The following is a 24,673-nucleotide window of genomic DNA, read 5'->3' on the forward strand; positions in this document are numbered from 1 at the left end:
AATAATATTGATGTAACATGCTGATTTCATAATAATTATGTTTTATTGTGAAATCAGCTTTTTGTTATTCTTCGGTAATTGCATCGAATGCTGAACGGATGTTACGTACAGGCACTATGTCCATATTGATTTTTATTTCTTTGGACAAGGATTTATAATTATGAAACGGAATTATACATTTTGTGAATCCGAGTCGCTGTGCTTCGGTAATTCGTTGTTCACAATTATTCACGGCTCTGATTTCTCCTGCAAGTCCTATTTCACCGAATGCAAGTGTGTTTTCGTTTACAGGCTTATCCTTTAATGATGAAATCAATGCCATAGCAACGCTTAAATCTGCCGCCGGTTCATATAGCTTCAATCCACCGATTACATTCAAATATGCATCCATTCCATTGAACAGAAATCCGGCACGCTTTTCAAGCACGGCAATTATCATACTCATTCGGTTGTAATCAAAGCCTGTGCTCATTCGTCTTGGTGTTCCAAAACCTGATGAAGTAACCAAACCTTGCACCTCGGCAAGAATCGGTCGTGAGCCTTCCATTGTACACGCAACACAAGTTCCGCTCGTGTTTTTAGGTCTGCCTGAAAGCATCATCAATGACGGATTTTCAACCTCATTCATACCGCTTTGAGTCATCTCAAACACGCCAATTTCGTTTGTTGAACCAAATCGGTTTTTAGCACTTCGCAAAATTCTGTATGAATAATTGCGTTCACCCTCAAAGTATAACACAGTATCAACTATATGTTCAAGCACTTTCGGACCTGCAATTGCGCCGTCTTTGTTGACATGACCAACTACAAAAATCGGGATTCCAAGCGATTTTGCAAGGTGCATAAAGATATTTGTGCATTCTCTGACCTGCGTGATACTACCTGCCGATGACGAAATATCATCAATCATCATTGTTTGAATCGAGTCAATTATAACCATATTCGGCTTTTCGGCTTTAATTGTTTCAACAATAAGCGAAACATCGGTTTCTGCAAGAATGAACAGATTTTCGGTATCAACATTAAGTCTGTTTGCACGGAGCTTGATTTGTCGTGCTGATTCTTCACCGCTAATATACAAAATCGTGTGTTTTTGTCCTAAGCTTTGACAAATTTGAAGCAAAATAGTTGATTTACCGATACCCGGATCACCCGAAAGAAGAATCAAACTTCCCTCTACAATTCCACCTCCGAGCACTCGGTCAAATTCTTTTATTCCCGTTGACAGTCTTTTTTCAATATCACTGTCTATTTCGTTAAGCCTTTGAACAGGTTTAATGCTTGCTTTAGACCTTGTAATGCCTTTTGCGGATACAATCGGAGTTTGCTCCTCCATAGTGTTCCATTCGCCACAGCCCGGACATTTTCCGAACCATTTTACGCTTTCGTATCCACATTCGCTGCACACATATACGGATTTTACTTTTCCTGCCATTTATACTTCCTCACAAATTCCTGCAAGAATAGAATAAGCCATATCTCGCTGATATTCCTTGTCTTGCAGTCTTTTATTTTCATTTTCGTTGCTTACAAAGCCACATTCAACCATAACAGACGGCTTTTGTGCTTTGTATAAAATATAATAATTGTCGTCAGATTTTTTGTTTATTCGTTTGTTTTCAGGTTGAATATTCTTTTTAACGCTGTTTAAGATTTTGTCTGCAATCGTTGGACTTTTTTCATCGTTTGGAGAATACCAAATTTGAGTTCCCCATTCGGCTTCATTTTCAAAATGATTTTGATGGATTGAAATCAAAATACTGTCGGGTACGGTATTTATATAATCCATACGATTATATAAGTCGGATTTTGTGCGTTGCTCCCCTGCCCTATACACTTCATAATCGCCGTCACGAGTCAAAACGGTATTTATCCCCGACACCATAAGAAAATCGTACAAATCGAGCGAAATTGAAAGATTGATGTTCTTTTCAAGCGAACCGTCAATTCCGACAGCACCGACATCGATTCCGCCATGACCGGGGTCGATAATAACTGTTTTTCGTGTTTGAATATTATTTATTCCAACTGTTTTTACAAGATAGTTGTCAATCTTACAGCTGAGATTGATGCAAACAGCTATCAAAAGAAAACCTGAAAATAATATCATTAATGCCTTTTTCATACTATCACCAAAGCCTATATAAAATGTTCGACATTAATAATATGATTTAATTATACAACATATTTATTAATCTTTCAATAAATCGGTTGATTTATTTATTTAGAAGGGATATAATTTGTACTGTAAAGGAGATGATATTTTGAAGATAGTAAATTTAGACGGATATACAACCAATCCAGGCGATCAATCATGGGATAGTTTTAAGCAATACGGTGAGTTTACTGTTTATGAAAGAACAAAGCCTGAAGAAGTTATTGAGCGTGCAAAATATGCAGATGCTCTTATCATAAACAAAACTGTAATCACGGCAGAAATGCTTGACAAAATGCCAAACTTGAAATATATCGGTTTGCAGTCAACAGGATATAATGTTGTTGACTGTGATGCTGCAAAGAAAAAAGGCATTGTTGTTTCAAATATTCCTGCGTATTCAACAGCAGCGGTTGCACAGCTTGTTTTTGCACTTATTTTGCAAATTACAAACAAGGTTTCACTTCACAGCGATGCTGTTCATAACGGTGAGTGGACATCTTGCCCCGATTTCTGCTTCTGGAAAGCACCGCTAACAGAACTTGACGGAAAGACAATCGGCATAGTCGGTTTTGGTTCAATCGGACAAAGAGTTGCAGAGATTTCGAGAGCATTCGGAATGAATGTTTTGGTGTTTACTCCTCATCCAAAGCCTGAAGAATTCAAGAATGTTACATTTGTTGATTTTGACAAGCTTTGCAAGGACAGCGATATAATTACCTGCCATTGCCCTCTTACACCGCAGACTGAAAACTTGATTGATAAGAATGCTATTTCAAAAATGAAAAAAAGTGTTATCATAATTAATACATCAAGAGGTCCTGTTGTAAATGACCGAGATCTTGCCGATGCACTTAATAACGGTGATATTCAGGCGGCAGGAGTTGATGTTTTGAGAGTTGAACCGCCAACAGCCGATAACCCACTCCTTACGGCAAAGAATTGTATAATCACTCCGCATATTGCTTGGGCAGCTTATGAAACAAGAAAACGCCTTTTGGGCATACTTGAGGATAATCTCAAAGCGTTTATTGAAGGCAATCCGCAAAATGTAGTTAATAAATAAATTCAAAAAGGTACTTTCTAATTTGAAAGTACCTTTTTGCTTGCTCATAAATAATAAAAAGCAATGCTCAAACGAACACTGCTTTGGTGCTGGTGACCGGACTTGAACCGGTACGGTATTGCTACCGAGGGATTTTAAGTCCCTTGCGTCTGCCGATTTCGCCACACCAGCACAACACATACATTTTAATTGATTTTATGTGTAATGTCAAGGCTTTATTTTATTTTTTAGTTTATTTATGATTTCGAGTGCTTTGAATTTTGGGATGTATTTTTTTGATGTTATGAGTTGCTTTTCTTCTTTGGTCAGCACCTTGTCAAAATCATTTGTGCATGCAGAAATACAGACGGTCGGATACATAACACACCACCAATTATGACCTTTGCCCTCACCTATTACAACCTTAATAGTGTTGTAATTTCCTGACGGAAGAGTAAAATCATTGTATTCTCTGATGTCGAAAAATTCGTTGTCAACATAAACCTTTACGCTGTAATCGCTGTTGCAATTTTTTAAGGTGCGTTCGGCGGATTTTTGAAATAAATCAATGTTGTTTTTAGCAGCAACTATTGATTCGTCAAGGCTGTTGCAATCTTTAAATATATATGCAGTATCTTTTAACAAATTGTCTTTAAGTTTTAATTTTAATTCCTGATCGGCTTGAGTGTCGCTGTTTGCTAAAATATGAAGTCTTAAAACTTTGTGGCTGATGTCGTTTGAAAGCGTGTTGATTGGTGACATTATTCCGAATAAAATCAATGAAATGAGAAATATCGGAACAAACAAATAAATTTTTTTGAGCATATAAAAACCTGCCTTTCGTTTGAATGATTGGCAGGTTTTGTTATTTTTATTCGTTTTCGATTTTGCAACCCTTGTTTACAGGAGTGCAAATGTGAATATCTTTTGCAAAATTTTTAAGTTCTTCGGATGCTTTTTGCGCACTTTCTTTATCTGTGAAAATACCAAAAACTGTTGGTCCCGAACCGCTCATACAAGTGCCGAGAGCAGCGTTTGAACGCATAATTTCTTTGATATAAACTCTTTCGGGAACTTCGATAAACTGTTCAAAAACATTTTCCATTTTCGAGCAAATTTGTTCCAAATCCCTTGACTGCATAGCATAGAGCATACCGAGTTTGTCAGGAGTATGTACTTTGCCGTTTTCATCAAAAGCTTTGAACGCATTGCCTGTATTGACGCCTGTTTTCGGCTTTGCAAGCAGGATAAAGCACTTGCGAAGCGGTTTTACAGGATTGAGCACTTCACCGATGCCTTGCGCAAGAAGAGTTCCGCCGCAAATACAAAACGGAACATCGGCGCCGATTTTTACACCGATTTGGCACAATTCTTTATTGTTCAAATTTGTGTTATATATTTGGTTTAGCGCAACGATAACCCCTGCACCGTCGGCACTTCCGCCGGCAAGTCCCGCAGCGTGCGGAATTCGTTTCTTTATATCAATATGAATACCGGTATTTTTAATGTTGTTCGCCTTGAAAAACGCAACGGCTGCTTTGTATGCAATGTTTTTTTCGTCAAGAGGAATACCCTCTTCGTCACAAGAAAGAGTTATCTTTTTGCCTTTTGTTTTTTCAACGGTCACTGTGTCGTAAAGACTGACCGACTGCATAATCATAAACAAATCGTGATAGCCGTCTTTTCTTTGTGCAACAATATCAAGCATTAGGTTTATTTTTGCATATGCTTTTACTTTAATTTTCATTTTTTAATTCCTTAACAAATTCGCCTATTCTTGTAATAGCTTCCTTAATGTTGTCAATAGAATAGCAATAAGAAGCTCTGACATATCCCTCACCGCTGTCGCCAAAAGCGTTGCCGGGGATAACCGCTACGTGCTTTTCTTTGATGAGTCTTTCGCAAAATTCATCACTTGAAAGACCCGTTGATTTTATGCAAGGGAACACATAAAATGCACCCTTTGGCTCAAAACATTCAAGACCGATTTTTCTGAATGCATCAACCGTAAATCTGCGACGCATATCGTAGTCCATAACCATTTTTTTGATGTCGTTGTCACCGTTTCTTAATGCGTCAATTGCGGCATATTGTGAATTTGTCGGTGCAGACATAATTGCAAATTGATGAAGTTTTGTCATTTGCTTGATTACAGGTGCAGGACCGAGCGCATAGCCGAGTCGCCAGCCTGTCATAGAATACGATTTTGAAAAGCCGTTGATTACAATTGTTCGTTCTTTCATTCCGTCAATCGAAGCAATTGTGATATGTCCCTCTGGAGTGTATGTCAGCTCGCTGTATATTTCATCAGAAATAACAAAAAGATTGTGTTTTTTGATTACTTCAGAAATTTCTTTTAACTCAGTTTCGTTCATTATCGCGCCTGTCGGATTGTTTGGGAACGGAAGCACAATAGCCTTTGTTTTTGGAGTGACAGCGTTTTCGATATCACCAGGTGTAAGTTTAAATTCGTTTTCGAGTTTGGTTGCAACAGGAATTGCCTTACCGCCCGAAACCTCAATTATAGGTTTGTAGCAAACGAATGACGGCTCAACAACAAGCACTTCATCGCCGCTGTTGATAAGTGTACGGATAGCCATATCGATGCCCTCGCTGCCGCCGACGGTTACAAGCACCTCTGTTTTTGGGTCATATTGAACAAGATATTTTCTTGTGTAGTATTTTGAAATCTCGTTTCTGAGTTCGATTAGACCTGCGTTTGCAGTATATCTTGTTGCGCCTCGCTCAAGATAATCTATTCCCTGCTGTCTGATATGCCACGGAGTTAAAAAATCAGGCTCGCCGACACCGAGTGAAATAACATTGTCCATTTCCTCGGCAATAGAAAAGAATTTTCTGATGCCTGACGGTTTGACATTGGTTAGATTGGAGTTTAAAAAATCGTTATAATCAATCACAGCGAGACTGTCCCCCTGTCATCCTTTGTCGGTTCTGCAAAGCTGATGCCCTGCTCTTTATACTTCTTGAGGATAAAGTTTGTAGTTGTTGAAACAACATCTTCAAGCGGAGAAAGTCGCTTTACAACAAACATTGCGACCTCTTCGAAAGATTTGTTTTGAACTATACAGCAGAGGTCGTAGCCGCCGCTCATAAGGTAAATGCTCTCAACTTCTTCGAGATTTGCAATTCGCTGTGCAACCTCATCAAAGCCGTGGCCGAATTTTGGTTGAACCTTAATTTCAATAAGTGCAGTACAATCTTTTGCGTTTACTTTTTCTTTGTCAAGAATTGCACGATAGCCTTTGATTACACCGCTTTCTTCGTATATTCTGATTTGTTCTTTTACTTCTTCTTCGCTTACACCGAGCATAACCGCAAGTTCCTCGTTTGTAAGTCTTGGATTTGTTTCAAGTAAATATAATAATCTGTCCATCTTATCTCCTTATTATTCTATGGTAATGAGCTTTGGCTCTCTTTTTTCAAATATCGTGAAATGTTCAAAGCCGCATTCTTTTAGTATGTCATAGCCTTTGTCAATATTGTTGCACACTTTGTCAAAATAATGTGAATCAGAGCCAACTGTTACATATTTTCCGCCCATATCGTGAAACTTTTTGATATATGCTTTATTTGGCAATGTGTCGCTCATATCCATTGAAAGACCCGAAACATTTAGTTCAATCGCCTTGTTATTCGCTATTATTGTGCTGAAAATTTCTTCGATGATGTCATCGAATTTCGACATATCAACATCGATTTTTTCTCTTGCAACAATATATCTAAGCGGATAAGTCAAATGTGCAAGGCTGTCGATTTTGTTCCATTTTGCCAAATCAAGTAATGCGTTAAAATACTGTTGCAACAGGCTGTAAATGCCATACTGTTTGTAATTCAAAAAATAGAAATCTTCCATATCTTTTAGATTATGTACAGAGCCGAGCACAAAATCAAAATCGTATTTTGACAAAAATTCTTCCGAAAGTTCTTTTTCAAACAGAGGCTGACCGAGTTCAACGCCGTTGCATACCTTGATTTGAGGAAATGTTTTTTTTGCTTCAAGAACTTCTGCAAACTGCTTGTCCTCAAAATCCCAGCAACCGTCTTTTGTTCCGTCAATGTCGCAATGGTCGGTAATCGCTATACCGATACCGCCGTTTTTTATAATTTCTTCGCATAATTGCTTGCAGGAATGATGTCCGTCAAAAGAGTTGGCAGAATGAGTATGTGTGTCAAAAATGTTCTTGTATTTCATAATCATCACCCGGCTCATTATTATATCATAGTTTTCGGTAAAATAAAATACTTATAAATAAAATTATTTGTTTGACAATTATACAAATTAAAACTATAATATAGATTAATTGTATTATATAGAGGTAATTAAAATGAAAATAAAAAAGAAGCTTTTGTCAATCGTAATGAGCTTGGTTGTTTTGATGGCTTCAATTTTGCCTTTTTCGGCTATGACTGTATTTGCAAATGATTCAATTCAAATTTTGGATTCTTCTTCAAATTTGGTTGAAAGTGTTTCGGTTGAAACCAACAACATCACTCTGCCGTTGAAGCAGGCTTTGCAATATTGTGCAACAAATGCAACTCCTCAAAATGTTTTGACAATCAAAATACCTGCCGGTGAATACAAAATAACACAAACAAATACCGCAACAAGCAACACTGTCCTTGACCTTACAAACGGTACAGTAATATATAATGACTGCAAGAAGAGAGGTAACATAATCAATTCTCCAAGCGGATATTATGGTTATGACGGTCTTACCAATTTTACATTGCGTGGCGGTCAACTTACTTACACCGATGAAAACGCTAACGAATCTTGTCTTTCGAGAATTGCCCATGCAAACGGCGTAAGATTTGAAAATGTAAAGTTCACAGAGGGCTTCATATCTCACTTTGTAGAGGTTGCAGGTTCAACAAATGTTGTTTTTGACGGATGCGTTTTTGACGGCTTTATCGGTGATATCGATTCATCAAGCTGCGAGGCTATTCAAATTGACATTCTTGAAGAAGATGAGCACTTTTCAGGTTTCCCGTTCTATGACGGAACGATGAATAACAGCGTAACCGTTGAAAATTGTACATTCAACAATCTTGTAAGCGGTGTCGGCACAAAGTCTATGTTCCACGGATATTACCAAAATAATATAACTATTCGAAACAATACTTTTTCAAATTTGACAGGATGTGCTATTTTCTGTTCTGCATATGTCAACACAGAGATTTACGGCAACACAATTACAAATTGCGGTGAGGGCATTTATTATTTTATGATGCGCCCCGATTCAAGACTCGGTTCTGTTTGTGAATATGATAAAAACGGTTTTGTAAACAACGATTGCCAAACACGAATTTTCAATAACAACATCAGCGTAAATTCTACTGATGATGTTTCTGTTGCTTCGGCTATCTATATTTTCGGAAACAAAGTTACATCGGCAAAAAAGAAAAAATATGATTCTTATGCTGATGTTGCAAACTATGCGGTAAACAAGATTTCTGTTTTCAACAATATAATTTACACTACTGCTCACGGTATCAGAATGTATGATACTTTAAATTCAAAGATTCACAATAACACAATTACAAGTTCAAGAACAAACGGCGGATACGGAATTTATGCAGCAAATGCTTCAAATTCAAATGATATTTATTTAAATACCGTTTCGCAGTTTTCAAACAGTATTTTGATTGCTTCTTCAAGCGCTAACAACAGAGTTAGAAATAACAATGTAAGCGGTGCGGGAAGCAGCGGAATTGTTGTTAACTCGGGATGCAATAATAATACAATCCGTTCAAACACTATTTCAAATTCGGAAAAGAACGGAATTTTAATCGGTAAATGCAGCGGTACAACTATCCAACTTAATAACATTGTTTCATCGGGTACAGATGCAATTCATATTAATTCCGGTGCAAGCGTAAATACAATTTCATCGAATATATTTGACGGTCACGGAAAATATGCTGTTTATTTTGAAAAAGAAGCAGCAGGAAATGTATATTATAACAATTACAAAAATTCTTCTGCAAGATACGGTTACAGCAAGGGTGAAAAGAAAGATGTGCAGTTTGCAAATTACGGCACTCCTAAACTTAATCCGATAAAGAAAAAAGGCACAACCGTTACTGTGTCTTGGAAAAAAGTCGGCGGTGCTTCTGTATACTATATTTACAGAGCAACAAGCAAAAATGGTGCATACAGCTATATAGGCAGCACAAAGAAAACAAGTTTCAAAAACAAAAAACTCAAAAAAGGTAAAAAATATTACTACAAGGTATCGGCAGTTAAGGTTGCAAACGGCGTAAAGGCTCGTTCAAATCTTTCTTCATATCGTGGTAAAAAAATATAATTTTTCGGAGGACATATTATGAGATGTGTTATTACAGTTGTAGGTAAAGATATGGTGGGTATTCTCGCTTCCGTATCGGGTATTTGTAAGGAATGTAATGTAAATGTAACAGAGGTTTCTCAGTCAATTTTGCAGGATATGTTTTGTATGATGATGATGGCAGACGCTTCAAAGGCCAATGTTGACTTCCCTGTTTTTGCAGAAAAACTTGCAAAATACGGCGAAAATAACGGATTGTCTATTCACGCAATGCACGAGGACATCTTTAATTCAATGCACAGAATATAATCGGAGGACATCGTTTTGATTAATACATACGACATACTTGAAACAATTAGAATGATTCAAGACGAGTGTCTTGATATCAGAACCACAACAATGGGTATTTCCCTATTGGATTGCGGTGACAGCGATATAGACAAGTCTTGCCAAAAGGTATACGACAAGATTTGCAAAAAAGCAGAAAATCTTGTTAAAACAGGCGAAGACATTGAAAAGGAATACGGTATTCCTATTATTAACAAGAGAGTCAGCGTTACTCCTATTTCTATCCTTGCAGGTATCAGCGGCGGCGATCCTGTAAAGTACGCACTTACCCTTGAAAAAGCCGCAAGAACAATCGGAGTTAACTTTATAGGCGGATACTCTGCTTTGGTGCAAAAAGGCTTTGCAGCCGGTGACAGAGAACTTATAGAGTCTATTCCGCAGGCGCTTGCACAAACCGAACATATCTGTTCTTCGGTAAATATCGGTTCGACTAAGGCAGGTATCAATATGGACGCTGTTCGCCTTATGGGTCAAAAGGTTAAAGAAGCTGCTGAACTTACAAAGGATAACGATTGTATCGGCGCAGGAAAGCTTGTTGTTTTCTGCAATGCTCCTGAGGACAATCCGTTTATGGCAGGTGCTTTTCACGGTGTTTCAGAGCCTGATTGTGTTATTAATGTCGGCGTTTCGGGTCCCGGCGTTGTAAGAGCCGCTGTTGCAAAACATCCTGATTATTCAATTAACGAAATCGCAGAACTCATCAAGAAAACCGCATTTAAGGTTACAAGAATGGGTCAGCTTGTCGGTACTCTTGCAAGCGAAAGATTGGGCGTTCCTTTCGGAATTGTTGACCTTTCACTTGCTCCTACCCCGGCTGTCGGCGACTCGGTTGCTTATATTTTGGAAGAAATCGGTCTTGAACAGTGTGGTGCAGCAGGTACAACAGCTTGCCTTGCTATGCTTAATGATGCTGTTAAAAAAGGCGGAGTTATGGCTTCGTCAAGTGTCGGCGGTCTTTCAGGTGCATTCATTCCTGTTTCGGAAGATGCCGGAATGATTGCTGCTGCTAAATCAGGTGCTCTCTGCATCGAAAAGCTTGAAGCAATGACAGCAGTTTGCTCCGTTGGTCTTGATATGATTGTTATTCCGGGTGATACAACTCCTGAAGTCATCAGCGGTATTATTGCCGACGAAGCAGCTATTGGTATGGTGAACGGAAAAACAACAGCTGTAAGAGTTATTCCTGCTGTTGGCAAAAAAGACGGAGATGTGCTTGAATTTGGCGGACTGCTCGGTTCAGGACCTGTTATGAAAGTTAACACTAAATCACCGGCAAAATTCATTTCCCGCGGCGGTAAAATTCCTGCTCCGCTTCATTCACTTAAAAACTAAATAGTAAAAAATTAAGGAGTCGTTTTTTCGACTCCTTTTCTTTATTTAAAATAAAAATACCGCCGGAATTCGACGGTATAATTATGTATTAATTACAATTATGAAAGTAGGGCTGTGCCGTGGAATGTGATTGGTGTATATTCACCGTTCTCAACAACATATACAGCTGAAAGATTGATTGCAACTGCGTATGTTTTTCCGCTTGCCATAAATTCATAGCAATCAGCATTGTTAACTGTCACAATGTTTGATGTGTAGTTAATTGCTGCAGATGAAGGATCACTTGAGTATGAAAGAGTTCTCCAGTTGTCGTGGATAACTTGCTTCAAAAGAGCCTTTGCTTCAGATACACTGTAGCTCTTTGTTGTGGTAATCTCATGCTCATTTACATATCTGTCATATTCCTGAGATGATGAAGTACCGTTATCTTCTTCTGCTTCATTGCTTTTGATTGGCGCTACATAGCTAAACCACATAACCAAGAAATAAATAACTAACCAAATTAAAAGAATTAAAATGATAAGCGTAAATATTTTCTTGCCTTTGCTTCCTTGTACACCGGCAAATGCCTCTTCCTGTGTAGGAATTGGTGCGGGTGTAAACGGTTTACCCTTTTTGTTAGCTTTCTTTTCAGCCTTTGCATTTTTCTTGTCGATACTTTTAACAAGTTTTGCATATTGGCTAGCCTGCTTTTTTTCGGCTTTGGCGGCTTTCTTTGCTGCCTTTTGCTCTTTTTTTGCGATTTTGGATTCTTTACTCAAAGCAGTCCCCTCCTTATAAGTATGAATGTAGTATAACATTATTTATATTAAAATTCAATAACTATTTTTAATTTTATAGCCAAATTTTGTGAATAAATTGTAAACATTAGTAATAAATTTAACAAATATACACTCTATATTGTAGGTTTGTTAATAGAATATGATTGAATTGTGTAAAAAAATGATATAAAATAAATATAGAAATCAATTGAAAGGAAAATAAGATGAATAAATTTATTGAAAGTTTAACAACATTTGTTTCTGATACAGATAAACTGGTTGATTTGGTTATAGGCGTTGCTGTGTTTTTGATATTGTTTATATTCAGATATAAGATTTCAAACGCACTTATTAATGTTTTTGGAAAGTTATTTTTAAGGAACAACAAAGAAAAGACGGATTCTCTTGTCAATTCTCTGCAAAAACCCCTTGCCTATCTCATCGGAACGGTTGGCTTGTACATTGCATTTGCAATTAATTATAATAAGCCCGGCGTTACAAAAGTATTTAAAATACTGATTATACTAATTATATGTTGGAGTATAATTAATTATTTGTCCAACAACTTGTTCATTCATATACACTTTGGTGAGAATGCAGACGATACAATGAACACCACCGCCTTGCGTTTCTTGGCAAATATCTTAAAAATTGTTGTTATTGCATTTGGCATTGTAATGATTATAAGTGAGCTTGGCTATAATGTAAACGGATTGCTCACAGGTTTGGGTGTTGGAGGCTTGGCTGTTTCTTTGGCTGCACAGGACGCCGTGGGAAATCTTATAAGCGGTTTTATAATTATTTTTGACAAACCGTTTAAGGTTGGCGATTTAATCGAATCTGCGACTGTTAAAGGCTTTGTTGAAGAAGTTACAATGAGAAGCACAAAAATTCGTACTCTTGACGACAGCGTTATAACCGTTCCTAATTCAACTTTGACAAAAGAAGCTGTTACAAATATTTCAATGATGGACAAAAGACGAATTAAGATGACATTCGGTCTTGTTTATTCAACTTCAAATGAAACCATTGAAAAGATACGAAACGAGATAAAAACTTATATTGTTCAAAACAAAGATATTCTTCCTGAACCTTGTCGAATCCATTTCAGAGAATTTGGTGACAGCGCCCTCAATTTTGAGGTTGTTTGTTACACTGAAACATCCGATATGGATGAGTACCTAAAAATCGAAAATGAGCTTAATCTCGCCATTAAAAAGATTGTTGAAAACAATGATACGGATTTTGCTTTTCCGACTCAAACTGTATATGTTCAAAAATAAAAAGGGGTTAATTTCCCTTTTTTATTTTATCCACTTGATAATGTCACTTGGCTCTTTGCGTTTTGGCATTTCAGGCTCAATATTAGGATAGCCGACAGCAATCACCGCAACGACAGTTTCTTCGTTTGGAATGTTGAGAGCTGACTTGAGCATTTCACCGTCTCTAATGCCCATTACAAGCGTTCCCAAGCCCATTTCTGTTGCCTTTAGCAAAAGATTTTCATTTGCAAGACCTAAATCGTAATATCCCCATCCGTTGCCACATTCATTTTGTGCTTCGCCATCAGGTTTGAAACCGGAACGATTATGTACAAATGTTGTAACAATCAAAGCGGAGTTTTCAGAATTTTTCTGATTAAATTCCGGCAAGCAATTTCTAACCTTTTCGATTGCGTCTTGCTCAACTGCACAATAATATCTTGCTGTTTGTGAGTTTTTCCAAGATGGCGCATAAATTGCCGATTTAATAAGTTCTTCGATTTGTTCGGCTGTTACAGATTTTTCAGCGCTGTATTTTCTGATGCTTCTTCTTGATTTGATGACTTCGTTAAAATCCATAATAATCATTCCTTTGCAAAAATAAAAACCCGAATCGTAGGACTCGGGTTTTATGGAGGCACCACCCAGACTTGAACTGGGGATAAAGGTGTTGCAGACCTCTGCCTTACCTCTTGGCTATGGTGCCATAAAAGTAATAGAAAACACATTGCGTGTTTTCTATTATGTGGAGCGGATTACGAGACTCGAACTCGCTACCTTCACCTTGGCAAGGTGACGCTCTACCGGATGAGCTAAATCCGCAAATTGGTGCTTCCGGACGGAATCGAACCATCGACACGAGGATTTTCAGTCCTCTGCTCTACCGACTGAGCTACAGAAGCATATAAATGGCGACCCGGAACGGGCTCGAACCGTCGACCTCCAGCGTGACAGGCTGGCGTTCTAACCAACTGAACTACCGGGCCATTTATATTCCAAGGCTTTCGCCTTGGAAGTGGTGGAAACAACAGGGCTCGAACCTGTGACCCTCTGCTTGTAAGGCAGATGCTCTCCCAGCTGAGCTATGCTTCCGAATTGCTACTTGCAACGTGTTATACTATACAGTATTTTGACTAAAATGTCAACACTTTTTTTCAACTTTTTTTAAATTTTTATTTTTTAGTTGAAGCGTCAATAATTTGTCTTATGTCTTGAGGTGTGAATACATACTCCTTGTTGCAAAAATGGCATTCCACCTTTGTATCTTGGTCATCGTTTGCCATTTCCGTAAGTGCTTCAATACCTGTTGATATAAGAGCATTTTCAACTTTTTTTCTTGAACAGTTACATCTGTATTCCGCTGTGCTTTCGTCAAGTTTGTCAAGTTCAATACCCTGCATTGCCTTGATTGCAATATCATCAGGAGTCATTCCCTCGTCAAGCATTGTTGTAACTGACGGAATTTTCGAAACGTTCTTTTCGATAATGTCAATAATTTCATCAGGACATCCCGGAAGAAGCTGAATGATATATCCTCCGGCTTTTTTAACAGTTAAATCAGGATTAACCAATACACCAAGAGCGCAAACAGACGGTGTTTGCTCGCTTGTTGCAAAGTAATTTGTAATATCTTCGGCGATTTCACCGCTGATAATCGGAACTTGACCAACATACGGCTCTTTCATTCCAATATCTTTGATGACACAAAGTTGACCGTTTGTGCCTACTGCACCCGATACATCAAGTTTTCCGTTTTCTTTAAGCGGAATTTCAACAACAGGGTTCTGTACATAACCTCTTGTATTGCCCTCGTAGTCTGAAACTGCGATTAAATCACCGCAAGGACCTGCTCCGTTCATTCTGACGGTGATGCTGTCCTCTTTGTCCTTTAGCATATCGCCCATCATTGATGTTGCCGTTAAAAGTCTGCCAAGTGCGGCAGTAACAGTTGCAGAGGTTTTGTGAATTTGCTCTGCTTCGTATACAATATCGGTAGAGTCGGTCGCAATTACAAACGCAGAACCGTCTACTGCAATATATCTAACAATCTTTCCCATTATTACACCTTTTTACATACAAAATATAATCTTTCGCTATCGTTTTTAGGTTCGTCATATGATAGCTCATCATAAACTTTAATATCAACAAAACCGACTTTGTTTAGTAAACTTAACAATTCTTCAACAGAATATGCTGTTTCTTCAAATTCTTCGCTGAATCGGTCATAGCTTTCGCCGTTAAGAATAAACATATCAAGAAGAATTCGAACGGTTCTGTCATCAACAGCTTCATTATCCCATACAAGATAATAATCATCTTCGTCAAAAACAAAAGTATTGTCTGCAAGAATTTCATTGTGCTTATAAACAGTATTGACATCAAAAACGAATAATCCACCATTATTCAACGAATCATAAACATTTTTAAATGTTGCTTGAACATCGTTAATATTATTGAGATGATTAATACTGTCAAGACAGCAAATGCAGGCGTCAGCCTTTTCAGAAAGCTCAAAATCCTGCATTTTCGCTTTTAGCAAAGAAAAGTTGTTCCCTGCTTCAAAAAGTCGATTAGAGGCGATTTCAAGCATTTCTTCGGACAAATCAACTCCGATAATGTTATACCCTTTTTTCATAAAAGGGATACTCATTGAGCCTGTTCCGCACGCCAAATCCAAAACAGTACCCGATTTGATACCGTTTTGTTCAAAAAAAGACAGGATATACTCGCATCTTTTTTCGTATTCAACATTTTGAGTCAACTCATCATAAAGATAAGCAAATGTTTGGTAACTACTCATTGCTTTCTTCTTCGCTGATTCTGTCAAAAATCTTGTCGTATCCGTCACAACCGTATTGAAGTGAGCGGTTTACACGGCTGATAGTGGCTGTTGAAGCGCCTGTTTGTTCAACAATATCGGTGTAAACGCATTTTTCAGAAAGCATTTTTGCAACAACAATACGCTGACTGAGGGTTTTAAGCTCCTGAACGGTGCACAAATCCTCAAAGAAGTCATAACATTCTTCTGTGTTTTCAAGTGCTAAAATTGCTTTAAATAAAAAATCAACATTTTTGTTTTGTAGCTTATTATTCATAACTAAGCCTCCGTTTAAATTATGATAATATTTTAGCACATTAAATCGTGATAGTAAAGCATAATTTAAAAAAAGCGGTAAGAAATTTTCCCACCGCCTTAAAAATCAATTATTCATTGATTAATTCATCATAAAAGTCAAAGCAATCAAATGTTGCAAAATAATCTTTTGGTGTTTCTGCTCTTCTGATGAGTTTGTATGAACCATCCTCACAGAGGAGAATTTCTGCACTCTTGAGCTTGCCGTTGTAGTTATAGCCCATTGAGAAGCCGTGAGCGCCTGTGTCGTGGATGTAAAGAATATCTCCCATATCAATTTTTGGTAACATTCTGTCGATTGCAAACTTATCGCAGTTTTCGCAAAGTGAGCCTGTAACATCATATTTGCTGTTGCATTCGTCGTTTTCTTTGCCCAAAACCGTAATGTGGTGATAAGCGCCATAAATTGCAGGACGCATAAGGTTAACGGCACAAGCGTCAACACCGATGTATTCCTTGTGTGTGTGCTTTTCGTTGATTGCAGTAGTTACAAGCGCACCGTAAGGACCCATCATAAATCTGCCAAGTTCTGTACAAAGTTTTACATCGCCCATTCCGGCAGGAACAAGAACTTCGTCAAATACCTTATGAACGCCCTCACCGATAACACGGATGTCGTTTGGCTCTTGGTCAGGTCTGTATGGAATACCGACACCGCCCGAAAGGTTTATGAAACCGATATGTACGCCTACTTTTTCTTTAAGTTCAACAGCAAGTTCAAAAAGAACCTTTGCAAGCATCGGATAGTAATCGTTTGTAACTGTGTTTGAAGCAAGGAAAGCGTGAATACCGAATTCTTCAACACCTTTTTCTTTCATAATTTTGAATGCTTCAAAGATTTGCTCGGTAGTCATACCGTACTTTGCATCACCCGGATTGTCCATAATATCGTTGCTGATTTTGAAAAGACCGCCCGGATTGTAACGACAGCTCATTTTCTTTGGAAGCTTGCCACAAGCCTTTTCAACAGCTTCGATATGAGTAATATCGTCAAGATTGATGATGCCGCCTAAATCATTACAATACTTGAACTCTTGAATCGGTGTATCGTTTGATGAAAACATAATGTTATCGCCTGTTGCACCGAGAGTTTTCGCCATCATAAGCTCTGTTTTTGATGAGCAGTCACATCCGCAACCGTACTCTTGCAATATTTTAATAAGAAATGGATTTGGAGTAGCTTTTACTGCAAAATATTCCTTGTAACCCTTGTTCCAAGAGAATGCTTCTTTAAGAGCCTTTACGTTTTCTCTGATTCCCTTTTCGTCATAAATATGAAAAGGTGTTGGATAATCCTTGATGATTTCCTGTGCTTTTTCTAATGAAAGAAATGGTGTTTTATTCATTTTTATCCTCCTCAAATCACTTATGCACCGAGTGATTTTTCAATTAACATTTTTATTTTATCAAGACCTAGTCCCGATTGTGAAGAAAACGGAATAATCAAGTTTTCATCCACCATAGAAAGCTCTTCTTTGATTTCATGTTCTCTTCTCTTAAATTCTTTTACTTTAAGCTTGTCAGCTTTTGTGCAAACAACGATGAACGGAATCTCCATCTGCTGCATAAAATCAATCATACCATAGTCATCCTGTGACGGCTTATGACGCATATCAACAAGCTGAACAACAAGTTTTATGTTTCTTCCGCTTTGGAAATAGCCTTCCATCAGTTCTCCAAAACGGTCTCGTTCTGTCTTGCTGAGTTTAGCGTAGCCGTAACCCGGAAGGTCAACAAATTTATAACCGTCAACATCATAAAAATTGATAGTAATCGTTTTACCCGGAACGGAACTGACTCTTGCCAAAGATTTTCTGTTAAATAATTTATTGAGCAGTGAACTTTTGCCGACATTTGACCTGCCCGCAAAAGCGATTTCAGGAACTTCGCTCGGCGGCAACTGACCCGAAATACCAAACGCTCTTTCAAATTCTGCTTTATTATAATTCATATTACTGCGTTACTGCCGATGAAACCGACTCATCGGACTTTATAATTATGTTTTGTTTCTTTTCTTTTTTAGGCATATATTCAAGTGCCTGAGTTATAACCTCGTCAAACGAAGAAACAGGAATAAATCTTACGGCTGTTTTTACTTCATTGCAGATTTCGTTCAGATCCTTGAAATTGTCCTTTGGAATAATAACTGTGTCACATCCCGCTTTATATGCTGCCATAGACTTTTCTTTAAGTCCTCCGATTGGGAGAGCTTTACCTTTGAGTGAAATTTCACCTGTCATAGCAACATTGCGTTTTATAGGAACACCTGTAAGCTCGCTTACTAAGGCAGTTGTGATTGCGAGTCCTGCCGACGGTCCGTCCTTTGGTATGGCAGCTTCAGGAGCATGGATGTGAATATCCTTTGTTTTGTAGAAATCAGATTCGATACCGTATTCCCCTGTTTTGCTTCTGACATAGCTAACAGCCGTTTTGGCACTTTCTTTCATTACATCACCGAGATTACCTGTAAGCTCGATTTTGCCTGTGCCGTCAAGTGCCGATATTTCTATCGGAAGCATCGTTCCGCCGACCTGTGTCCAAGCAAGTCCGTTAACAACACCTATTTGATTTTCATTTGGGATTTCATCCTTTGAATATTTTTCAACACCCAAATAATCGGAAAGATTTTTATATGTTACCTTAAACGACTTTTTGCCGTTTTCAAGGTCAACCGTTGCTTTTCTGCACAGAGTAGCAATATTCTTTTCAAGAGTTCTGACACCGGCTTCTCTTGTGTAGCATTCAATGATTTTGTAAATTGCATCATCGGAAATTTTGAACTCACGAGCCGACAAATTGTGCTTTTTAAGTTCTTTCTTTACCAAATGCTGTTTTGCAATACTGAATTTTTCCTCAATTGAATATGAGTTAAGTTCAATTATTTCCATTCTGTCGTGAAGCGGAGCAGAAATGGTTGAAGTATCGTTTGCTGTTGTGATGAACAACACCTTGCTCAAATCAATCGGAAAATCAATGTAATGGTCGTTGAATGAATTGTTTTGCTCCGGGTCAAGTGCTTCCAAAAGAGCAGATGACGGGTCGCCTTTGTAATCATTTCCAACCTTGTCGATTTCGTCAAGCAATACAATCGGATTCATTGTACCTGCATCGATGATGGCTTGCATAATTCTGCCCGGCATTGAGCCTATGTATGTTTTTCTGTGACCTCTGATTTCTGCTTCGTCGTGAACACCGCCGAGAGCGATACGAACATATTTTCTGTTCATAGACTTCGCAAGCGATTTGACAATGCTTGTTTTACCTACTCCGGGAGGTCCATATAAACAAATAATTTGACCGTTGTATTCAGGATTACGCTTTAATACAGCTAATGATTCAATAATACGTGTTTTAACTTTATCAAGCCCGTAATGGTCGGCATCAAGAATTTTCCTTGAGCGGTCAAGATTTATTCTGTCCTTTGAATATTTGCCAAATGGAATTTCAAGGCATTTGTCAAGATAAGTTCTGACAACCGTTCCCTCGTGTGAACCTGATGGCATTTTTATCAATTTTTCACATTCCTTGAGAAGCTTTGTTTTAATTTCATCATTACATTTGAGGTTATTGATTTTTGATTTGTATTCATCAGCTTCTTCAAGCGGTGTTTCACCCTCACCGAGTTCGTCGGATATAACCTTCATTTCTTCACGGAGGTAATATTCACGCTGTCCTTTGTCAATTTCCTTTTGGAGCTTGTCCTGAATTTCCGCTTCTATTTCAAGTGAAGTAGTTTCCTTTTTAAGAAGCACAGTCAGCTTTTTAATTCTCTCTTGCGGGTCAAATTCCTCAAGCATTGCCTGCTTGTCCGAAAATGAGAAAAAGCTGTTTTCGCAAATATAGTCGGTAAGTTCCGCAATGTCCTCACAGCAAATTATTTTTGCAACGACTTCGTTTGAAATCTTTTTGAACATCGAAGCATAAACTTCGTATTCTTTTTTTACAGTTCTGATATAGGCTGTGTTTTCCGCTGAAACCTCAACATCATAAATCGGTGCTCTGTCAACAACTGCGTTGAAGTGGTCGCCGTCGGTATACATTGTAACAATGGTTGCTCTTGCTATGCCCTCAACAATAACACGGAGATTTGATGAATTCGGTATTTTTATCATTTGCTTAACCTTGCAAATAACGCCTACTTCATAAACATCTCTCTCGCTTGGGTCTTCAATACTCGAATCAATTTGAGAAACGAGAAAAATCATTTGATGAGTGTCCATAGCAGTATTAAGAGCCGCAACACTCTTTTTTCTGCCGACATCAAAATGAAGCGTCATATTTGGATATACGACAAGTCCACGAAGCGGAACAACCGGAATATCTTCAAAATTGTTTAAGTCAATATAATTATCCATATAGTTAATCCTTAAAAATATTTATAATATTATATAATAAACAGAAGTATATTTCAATACCAAAAATTTAAAAGGTGCACCTTGGCACCTTTTTACTATTCTTCATAATTTATTTTCTTCACTTTGAAAATTGAACGCAGGATAGGCGCAAGCAATTTCGGACTTTTTATAAGTATAACCTTCATATATCTCCCCTACTTTCTGCAACAGATGATGATTCCGAGGACGATGACTGCTATAGCAAGAATACGGGTTACCCAAACGGTTGGCAAACAGCACGCCATAACACAACCGAGTCCAAAGGCAATCCATAACAAATCTCTCTTGCACATTTTCTTCATAGCAAACACCTCCGCCGTATCTGTGCTTACTATAATATATGCAGTTTATACTTAATCGTTACTTTCAATTAAAAGAAGTGTTCCCTCATCAATAGAGATTTCGGCATAATCTTCGCTTACAAAGTTGCTTTGTGCAAATTGATCGCTTGGTTTGATATTAAGTGTTTCCTTGTCGTAAAAACCTGCGGTGTAATAAGCGCCTTTAATCCTTACACCTTTACATTCAGACAGATAAGCAAAAAGAGAAAAATTGTCGTAATCTTTATTAACAATACCTTTGCCGTTAATCAAAGAAAGTCGATTATTTCTATTTTGGATATAACATTTTACCTTGTGTTTTTGACAGTAATCAAGGGAAAGAATATTTGAATATGTATGGTCAAGCCTTGAACCGATAGCACAAAAAATTCGGATTTCGCTAAATCCCCTGTCAACAGCTTCCATAACGCAATGGAATGTATCCGTAAAGGCCTTTTCAACCTCAAGTGATATAATCTCGCAATCAATATCAGGCTTTTCTGATGAGTCAAAATCCCCTATAATCAAATTTGGAGCAAAGCCTGCTTTTAAACAATTTTTATATCCCGAATCAGCACAAATGATAAACGATTGAGCATTAATATTATCTTTTAAAAAATCAATATCGTTATCAGGAGCGCCGGAAATAATGGTACATTTTTTTATTTGAGTTCCCATTCTTTAATATTTTTAACCTCGTTGTACATTGAAATATAGCTTTCGTGACGTGATTTGCAAATTTTGTTATCATTAACCGCATCAATAATCGCACAACCTTTATCGGTTGTGTGTGTGCAAGTTGAAAATTTGCAACAACCAAGATAATCTTCAAATTCTCTAAAGCAATACGGCAAATCGTCTTTTAAGATTTTTTCGCATTGCTTAAATTCTAATGATGAAAATCCGGGCGTATCGGCAATATAACCGTTATCTGTTTTAAACAATTCACAATGACGTGTTGTGTGTTTTCCTCTGCCCAACTTTTTGCTTGTTTCCCCTGTTTTCAAATCCAAATCAGGGAAAATATTATTAAGCAAAGTTGATTTTCCAACACCTGTGTTGCCTGTAAAAGCTGAGCATTTTCCGCATAATAAATCACGTATTTCTTTTGAGCCGTCGCCTGTTATATTATTGCAAATAATAACCTTAAATCCTGCTTTTTCATAGATGTTTTTATAAACTTCTGAGCTGTCGTCAAGGTCTGTTTTTGTTAAAACAATGATAGGTTCAATTTTTTTATACTCGGCAATTGCGGTAAGATTGTCAATTATTGTTGTGTTTATTTTAGGGTCAACAAGCGACGCAACAATAAACAATTGGTCAAGATTTGCAAGCGGCGGACGGATAAGTTCGTTTTTTCTCGGATAAATTGTATCGATTGTGTTTTCGGCGTTTTCGTTAACGCTGATTTCAACATCATCACCGACAAGAGGGGTTATTTTTTGATTTCTGAAATTACCCCTTGCCTTACATTCAAATATTCCATTGTCGGTATCAACATAGTAAAAACCGCCGATGCCTTTTATAATTTTACCTTTTGTCATATATCTTTAAAAACATCAACGGCGAGGATGTCGCCGTTGAGTAGAATTATTGTGGGTTTTGTGCGTTTTCTGTTTGAGAAGGAACAGTGGAGGTTACAGGATATTTTGACGCAGATGAGAAGTTAACTGAGATGTCGTTATCTTTTTTGCCGTCAATATGTTTTGTTTCTGTAACCCCGGTCTCATTGAGAGAAACCTTGATGTTTTGTGATTTTCCGCTCTCTGCTGTGATATTGATAGGAACGTTTGAACCGTCAAGAGTAACCTTTCTGCTTGAATAGGTATCCTTGCCAACTTTTACAACAAGCGTATCTGTTCCGTATGTGCCGTTATTATTTTGTACAACCGGCAAAGTGATGTTCACAGAATACTTAACAGCTTGAGCGGTTGTTGTTGTAACACCTGAACTGATAATTACTTTGATTGCATCAGTTGCTTTTGCCTGAGTTCCGGCAAGAGGGCTTTGCGCCAATACAATACCTTTTTGGAGTGCATCATCTTGTGTTACAAACGAAATATTACTGAAACCGAATTTTTCAAGGAAAGCCCTTGCACCGCTTTGTGTAAGACCAGAAACATCAGGAACAGTCAAAGTTTCTATAACGGTAGTTGTCGGTCCCGATGAAACATAAATTGTGATTTCCTGCTCAGCGGAAACAATCGTTGTAGCCTTGGGGTCTGTATAAATAACCTTGCCCTCAGCAACATTGTCGCTTGCAATGTTCATAGTCTTAAACTTTGTTAAGCCCTCAAGTTGAAGCGTCTGCTCAGCAAGTTCAAGTGTTAAACCGTATACATTCGGCATAGGTATATCTTTATCTGACGAAGCAACATAAAGTGTTACTTTTGAGCCAGCCATAACCTTTGAGCCTGCTTCGGGACTTTGGTTGATTACAGTTCCCGGGTCGTATTGGTCGGATTTTTCGTATTCTGCTACAAATTCGTAATTATAGCTTTCATTATCTTGAAGTTGGTCATAAGAAAATCCGACAAAGTTTTCGAGCTTTTGAGTCTTTGTGTTCAAACCCGATGTGAACATCATAACGATGCCGATAATTGCAGCAATCAAAACAATTACACCGATAACAACTGCAGCAATTGTTTTTTTCTTGCGTGACGAATCTTCGTATTCAACCTCCGATTCGTCATATTCTTCATCATCAACAATTGGTTCGATTTCTTGTGATACTTCTTTTATAACTTCGTTGTTTACATAATTAAAAGTTTTGTTAGGGTCCTTTACAATCTCCTCAATATCAAGGAGCATTTCGGTTGCCGATTGATACCTGTCGGCAGGATTTTTTTGCATTGCGTGGAAGCAAATTTGTTCAAGACCGAGCGGAATATCGGGATTTATCTTTGTAAGTTTCTCAGCATTTGAATTGACCTGCATAAGCGCAACAGACACAGCACTGTCAGCTTCAAAAGGTACTTTGCCCGAAAGCATTTCATAAAGAACAACACCGATTGAATAAATGTCTGCCTTTTCGTCAGTATATTCACCCTTGGCCTGTTCAGGTGAAATATAATGAACAGAACCGATTGCCTGTTCTGTTAAAGTCTTTGTGTCAGAACGGGAAAATCTTGCGATACCAAAGTCTGTAACCTTCAGGTTTCCGTTTGGAAGCAAAATGATGTTCTGAGGTTTAATATCTCGATGAACGATTCCTTTATCGTGAGCATGCTGAACCGCTCTCAAAATCTGAGTCATAAAGAACAGCGCATCGTTCCAAGTGATTGAGCCTTGTTTGTTGATGAATTCTTTGAGAGTGATTCCGTCAATATATTCCATAACGATATACTGGAGTTTTTCACCAAAATTGACATCATAAACTTTTACTATATTTTCGTGTGACAAAAGTGCAATTGCCTTTGATTCGTTTTTGAATCGACGCTTAAAATCATCGTTATTCAAAAATTCGTCTTTTAAAATTTTAACAGCAACAATTCTGTCATCAACATTGTCATATGCTTTATAAACAACAGACATTCCGCCAACACCGATAATTTCCTGTATCTCATATCTGCCGTCTAATCTTTTTCCAACATAATTATCCATTATTTTCTCCTA

Annotated in this window: 25 protein-coding genes and 6 tRNA genes; 5 read left to right on the forward strand and 26 right to left on the reverse strand. The window is 37.8% G+C overall.

Annotation, left to right across the window (positions count from 1 at the left end; genetic code table 11):
* Positions 1-64 precede the first annotated feature (64 nt).
* Entirely contained in the window at positions 65-1,435 is a 1,371-nt protein-coding gene (gene radA, locus Q0E03_RS02380) for a DNA repair protein RadA (RefSeq protein ID WP_297129104.1), read from the reverse strand.
* The gene (locus Q0E03_RS02385; protein ID WP_297129106.1) at positions 1,436-2,125 is read right to left on the reverse strand and encodes an N-acetylmuramoyl-L-alanine amidase; all 690 of its coding nucleotides are present in this window, start codon (positions 2,123-2,125) and stop codon (positions 1,436-1,438) included. It lies immediately after the preceding gene.
* A 139-nt stretch (positions 2,126-2,264) separates the two neighbouring features.
* Here Q0E03_RS02385 and Q0E03_RS02390 point away from each other — a divergent pair, with 139 nt between their 5' ends.
* Positions 2,265-3,221 (forward strand): D-2-hydroxyacid dehydrogenase, encoded by a 957-nt coding sequence (locus tag Q0E03_RS02390; protein WP_297129109.1) that lies wholly within the window; start codon positions 2,265-2,267, stop codon positions 3,219-3,221.
* An 84-nt stretch (positions 3,222-3,305) separates the two neighbouring features.
* Here Q0E03_RS02390 and Q0E03_RS02395 read toward each other — a convergent pair.
* The 6 genes from Q0E03_RS02395 to Q0E03_RS02420 form a co-directional block, all read right to left on the reverse strand.
* Positions 3,306-3,392: transfer RNA gene (locus tag Q0E03_RS02395), tRNA-Leu, on the reverse strand.
* Positions 3,393-3,428: 36 nt separating this feature from the next.
* Positions 3,429-4,025, reverse strand: a complete 597-nt coding sequence (locus Q0E03_RS02400) for a stage II sporulation protein R (RefSeq protein WP_297129112.1) — start codon at positions 4,023-4,025, stop codon at positions 3,429-3,431.
* A gap of 46 nt (positions 4,026-4,071) precedes the next feature.
* Positions 4,072-4,947 carry a 4-(cytidine 5'-diphospho)-2-C-methyl-D-erythritol kinase gene (ispE, locus tag Q0E03_RS02405; protein WP_297129115.1) on the reverse strand — a complete coding sequence of 292 codons (876 nt, stop codon included), beginning with the start codon at positions 4,945-4,947 and terminating at the stop codon, positions 4,072-4,074.
* Positions 4,937-6,118, reverse strand: a complete 1,182-nt coding sequence (locus Q0E03_RS02410; protein WP_297129118.1) for an aminotransferase class I/II-fold pyridoxal phosphate-dependent enzyme — start codon at positions 6,116-6,118, stop codon at positions 4,937-4,939. The genes ispE and Q0E03_RS02410 overlap by 11 nt, the downstream gene beginning before the upstream one ends.
* Positions 6,115-6,594, reverse strand: a complete 480-nt coding sequence (locus Q0E03_RS02415) for an Lrp/AsnC family transcriptional regulator (protein WP_297129121.1) — start codon at positions 6,592-6,594, stop codon at positions 6,115-6,117. Before Q0E03_RS02415 ends, Q0E03_RS02410 begins: the two co-directional genes overlap by 4 nt.
* Before the next feature lie 12 nt (positions 6,595-6,606).
* Positions 6,607-7,413, reverse strand: a complete 807-nt coding sequence (locus Q0E03_RS02420) for a histidinol-phosphatase HisJ family protein (RefSeq protein WP_297129124.1) — start codon at positions 7,411-7,413, stop codon at positions 6,607-6,609.
* Between the two features lie 133 nt (positions 7,414-7,546).
* On the opposite strand from Q0E03_RS02420, the gene Q0E03_RS02425 reads away from it, so the two are divergent.
* Genes Q0E03_RS02425 through Q0E03_RS02435 form a run of 3 tightly spaced genes read left to right on the forward strand, consistent with a single transcriptional unit; the run spans position 7,547 to position 11,188 of the window.
* Complete coding sequence (locus Q0E03_RS02425) at positions 7,547-9,529, forward strand: right-handed parallel beta-helix repeat-containing protein (protein WP_297129127.1); 1,983 nt, start codon at positions 7,547-7,549, stop codon at positions 9,527-9,529.
* Between the two features lie 18 nt (positions 9,530-9,547).
* Positions 9,548-9,817 carry an ACT domain-containing protein gene (locus Q0E03_RS02430; RefSeq protein WP_297129129.1) on the forward strand — a complete coding sequence of 90 codons (270 nt, stop codon included), beginning with the start codon at positions 9,548-9,550 and terminating at the stop codon, positions 9,815-9,817.
* A 15-nt stretch (positions 9,818-9,832) separates the two neighbouring features.
* Complete coding sequence (locus tag Q0E03_RS02435; RefSeq protein ID WP_297129132.1) at positions 9,833-11,188, forward strand: PFL family protein; 1,356 nt, start codon at positions 9,833-9,835, stop codon at positions 11,186-11,188.
* Positions 11,189-11,286: 98 nt separating this feature from the next.
* On the opposite strand, the gene Q0E03_RS02440 is transcribed toward Q0E03_RS02435, so the two are convergent.
* Entirely contained in the window at positions 11,287-11,949 is a 663-nt protein-coding gene (locus Q0E03_RS02440; protein WP_297129135.1) for a hypothetical protein, read from the reverse strand.
* 224 nt (positions 11,950-12,173) lie between these two features.
* Between Q0E03_RS02440 and Q0E03_RS02445 the strand changes: the two genes are divergently transcribed.
* The gene (locus tag Q0E03_RS02445) at positions 12,174-13,232 is read left to right on the forward strand and encodes a mechanosensitive ion channel family protein (RefSeq protein WP_297129139.1); all 1,059 of its coding nucleotides are present in this window, start codon (positions 12,174-12,176) and stop codon (positions 13,230-13,232) included.
* Between the two features lie 21 nt (positions 13,233-13,253).
* Here Q0E03_RS02445 and Q0E03_RS02450 read toward each other — a convergent pair whose 3' ends face one another.
* The 17 genes from Q0E03_RS02450 to pknB all read right to left on the reverse strand — a co-directional run bounded on the left by Q0E03_RS02450 (position 13,254) and on the right by pknB (position 24,661).
* Positions 13,254-13,790, reverse strand: coding sequence for a nitroreductase family protein (locus Q0E03_RS02450; protein WP_297129142.1), 537 nt, complete (start codon positions 13,788-13,790; stop codon positions 13,254-13,256).
* Between the two features lie 53 nt (positions 13,791-13,843).
* Positions 13,844-13,917, reverse strand: a tRNA-Cys gene (locus Q0E03_RS02455).
* A gap of 40 nt (positions 13,918-13,957) precedes the next feature.
* Positions 13,958-14,033 (reverse strand) — tRNA-Gly (locus Q0E03_RS02460).
* 4 nt (positions 14,034-14,037) lie between these two features.
* Positions 14,038-14,113, reverse strand: a tRNA-Phe gene (locus tag Q0E03_RS02465).
* A gap of 7 nt (positions 14,114-14,120) precedes the next feature.
* Positions 14,121-14,197 (reverse strand) — tRNA-Asp (locus Q0E03_RS02470).
* Positions 14,198-14,227: 30 nt separating this feature from the next.
* Positions 14,228-14,303: transfer RNA gene (locus Q0E03_RS02475), tRNA-Val, on the reverse strand.
* A gap of 80 nt (positions 14,304-14,383) precedes the next feature.
* Positions 14,384-15,268, reverse strand: coding sequence for an Hsp33 family molecular chaperone HslO (gene hslO / locus Q0E03_RS02480; protein ID WP_297129143.1), 885 nt, complete (start codon positions 15,266-15,268; stop codon positions 14,384-14,386).
* Positions 15,269-15,270: 2 nt separating this feature from the next.
* Positions 15,271-16,038 (reverse strand): class I SAM-dependent methyltransferase, encoded by a 768-nt coding sequence (locus Q0E03_RS02485; protein WP_297129146.1) that lies wholly within the window; start codon positions 16,036-16,038, stop codon positions 15,271-15,273.
* Positions 16,004-16,306: a YerC/YecD family TrpR-related protein gene (locus Q0E03_RS02490; protein ID WP_296079123.1), complete on the reverse strand. Its 303-nt coding sequence runs from the start codon at positions 16,304-16,306 to the stop codon at positions 16,004-16,006. Before Q0E03_RS02490 ends, Q0E03_RS02485 begins: the two co-directional genes overlap by 35 nt.
* Positions 16,307-16,415: 109 nt before the next feature.
* Positions 16,416-17,690, reverse strand: a complete 1,275-nt coding sequence (locus Q0E03_RS02495) for a diaminopimelate decarboxylase (RefSeq protein WP_297129151.1) — start codon at positions 17,688-17,690, stop codon at positions 16,416-16,418.
* A gap of 20 nt (positions 17,691-17,710) precedes the next feature.
* The gene (gene yihA / locus Q0E03_RS02500; RefSeq protein ID WP_297129154.1) at positions 17,711-18,295 is read right to left on the reverse strand and encodes a ribosome biogenesis GTP-binding protein YihA/YsxC; all 585 of its coding nucleotides are present in this window, start codon (positions 18,293-18,295) and stop codon (positions 17,711-17,713) included.
* A gap of 1 nt (position 18,296) precedes the next feature.
* Positions 18,297-20,699 (reverse strand): endopeptidase La, encoded by a 2,403-nt coding sequence (gene lon / locus Q0E03_RS02505; RefSeq protein ID WP_297129158.1) that lies wholly within the window; start codon positions 20,697-20,699, stop codon positions 18,297-18,299.
* 95 nt (positions 20,700-20,794) lie between these two features.
* The gene (spoVM, locus tag Q0E03_RS09080; protein ID WP_143406725.1) at positions 20,795-20,884 is read right to left on the reverse strand and encodes a stage V sporulation protein SpoVM; all 90 of its coding nucleotides are present in this window, start codon (positions 20,882-20,884) and stop codon (positions 20,795-20,797) included.
* Between the two features lie 9 nt (positions 20,885-20,893).
* On the reverse strand, positions 20,894-21,040 hold the full coding sequence (locus Q0E03_RS02510; protein WP_294835183.1) for a hypothetical protein: 147 nt from the start codon (positions 21,038-21,040) through the stop codon (positions 20,894-20,896).
* Between the two features lie 51 nt (positions 21,041-21,091).
* A complete protein-coding gene (locus Q0E03_RS02515; RefSeq protein WP_297129161.1) occupies positions 21,092-21,736 on the reverse strand; it encodes a thiamine diphosphokinase in 645 nt (214 codons plus the stop codon).
* Positions 21,721-22,602: a ribosome small subunit-dependent GTPase A gene (rsgA, locus tag Q0E03_RS02520; RefSeq protein WP_297129163.1), complete on the reverse strand. Its 882-nt coding sequence runs from the start codon at positions 22,600-22,602 to the stop codon at positions 21,721-21,723. The genes Q0E03_RS02515 and rsgA overlap by 16 nt, the downstream gene beginning before the upstream one ends.
* 46 nt (positions 22,603-22,648) lie before the next feature.
* Positions 22,649-24,661 carry a Stk1 family PASTA domain-containing Ser/Thr kinase gene (gene pknB, locus Q0E03_RS02525; RefSeq protein ID WP_297129166.1) on the reverse strand — a complete coding sequence of 671 codons (2,013 nt, stop codon included), beginning with the start codon at positions 24,659-24,661 and terminating at the stop codon, positions 22,649-22,651.
* Positions 24,662-24,673: the final 12 nt, after the last annotated feature.

The sequence above is a fragment of the uncultured Eubacterium sp. genome (assembly GCF_934525195.1).
Taxonomy (GTDB): Bacteria; Bacillota; Clostridia; order Oscillospirales; family Acutalibacteraceae; genus Eubacterium_R.

Bases quoted from the DNA above. Each gene is read 5' to 3' on its own strand.
- radA (WP_297129104.1), bottom strand. From the start codon at position 1,435: ATGGCAGGAAAAGTAAAATCCGTATATGTGTGCAGCGAATGTGGATAC.
- Q0E03_RS02385 (WP_297129106.1), bottom strand. From the start codon at position 2,125: ATGAAAAAGGCATTAATGATATTATTTTCAGGTTTTCTTTTGATAGCT.
- Q0E03_RS02400 (WP_297129112.1), bottom strand. From the start codon at position 4,025: ATGCTCAAAAAAATTTATTTGTTTGTTCCGATATTTCTCATTTCATTG.
- ispE (WP_297129115.1), bottom strand. From the start codon at position 4,947: ATGAAAATTAAAGTAAAAGCATATGCAAAAATAAACCTAATGCTTGAT.
- Q0E03_RS02415 (WP_297129121.1), bottom strand. From the start codon at position 6,594: ATGGACAGATTATTATATTTACTTGAAACAAATCCAAGACTTACAAAC.
- Q0E03_RS02420 (WP_297129124.1), bottom strand. From the start codon at position 7,413: ATGAAATACAAGAACATTTTTGACACACATACTCATTCTGCCAACTCT.
- Q0E03_RS02425 (WP_297129127.1), top strand. From the start codon at position 7,547: ATGAAAATAAAAAAGAAGCTTTTGTCAATCGTAATGAGCTTGGTTGTT.
- Q0E03_RS02430 (WP_297129129.1), top strand. From the start codon at position 9,548: ATGAGATGTGTTATTACAGTTGTAGGTAAAGATATGGTGGGTATTCTC.
- Q0E03_RS02445 (WP_297129139.1), top strand. From the start codon at position 12,174: ATGAATAAATTTATTGAAAGTTTAACAACATTTGTTTCTGATACAGAT.
- Q0E03_RS02450 (WP_297129142.1), bottom strand. From the start codon at position 13,790: ATGGATTTTAACGAAGTCATCAAATCAAGAAGAAGCATCAGAAAATAC.
- hslO (WP_297129143.1), bottom strand. From the start codon at position 15,268: ATGGGAAAGATTGTTAGATATATTGCAGTAGACGGTTCTGCGTTTGTA.
- Q0E03_RS02490 (WP_296079123.1), bottom strand. From the start codon at position 16,306: ATGAATAATAAGCTACAAAACAAAAATGTTGATTTTTTATTTAAAGCA.
- Q0E03_RS02495 (WP_297129151.1), bottom strand. From the start codon at position 17,690: ATGAATAAAACACCATTTCTTTCATTAGAAAAAGCACAGGAAATCATC.
- yihA (WP_297129154.1), bottom strand. From the start codon at position 18,295: ATGAATTATAATAAAGCAGAATTTGAAAGAGCGTTTGGTATTTCGGGT.
- lon (WP_297129158.1), bottom strand. From the start codon at position 20,699: ATGGATAATTATATTGACTTAAACAATTTTGAAGATATTCCGGTTGTT.
- spoVM (WP_143406725.1), bottom strand. From the start codon at position 20,884: ATGAAGGTTATACTTATAAAAAGTCCGAAATTGCTTGCGCCTATCCTG.
- Q0E03_RS02510 (WP_294835183.1), bottom strand. From the start codon at position 21,040: ATGAAGAAAATGTGCAAGAGAGATTTGTTATGGATTGCCTTTGGACTC.
- Q0E03_RS02515 (WP_297129161.1), bottom strand. From the start codon at position 21,736: ATGGGAACTCAAATAAAAAAATGTACCATTATTTCCGGCGCTCCTGAT.
- rsgA (WP_297129163.1), bottom strand. From the start codon at position 22,602: ATGACAAAAGGTAAAATTATAAAAGGCATCGGCGGTTTTTACTATGTT.
- pknB (WP_297129166.1), bottom strand. From the start codon at position 24,661: ATGGATAATTATGTTGGAAAAAGATTAGACGGCAGATATGAGATACAG.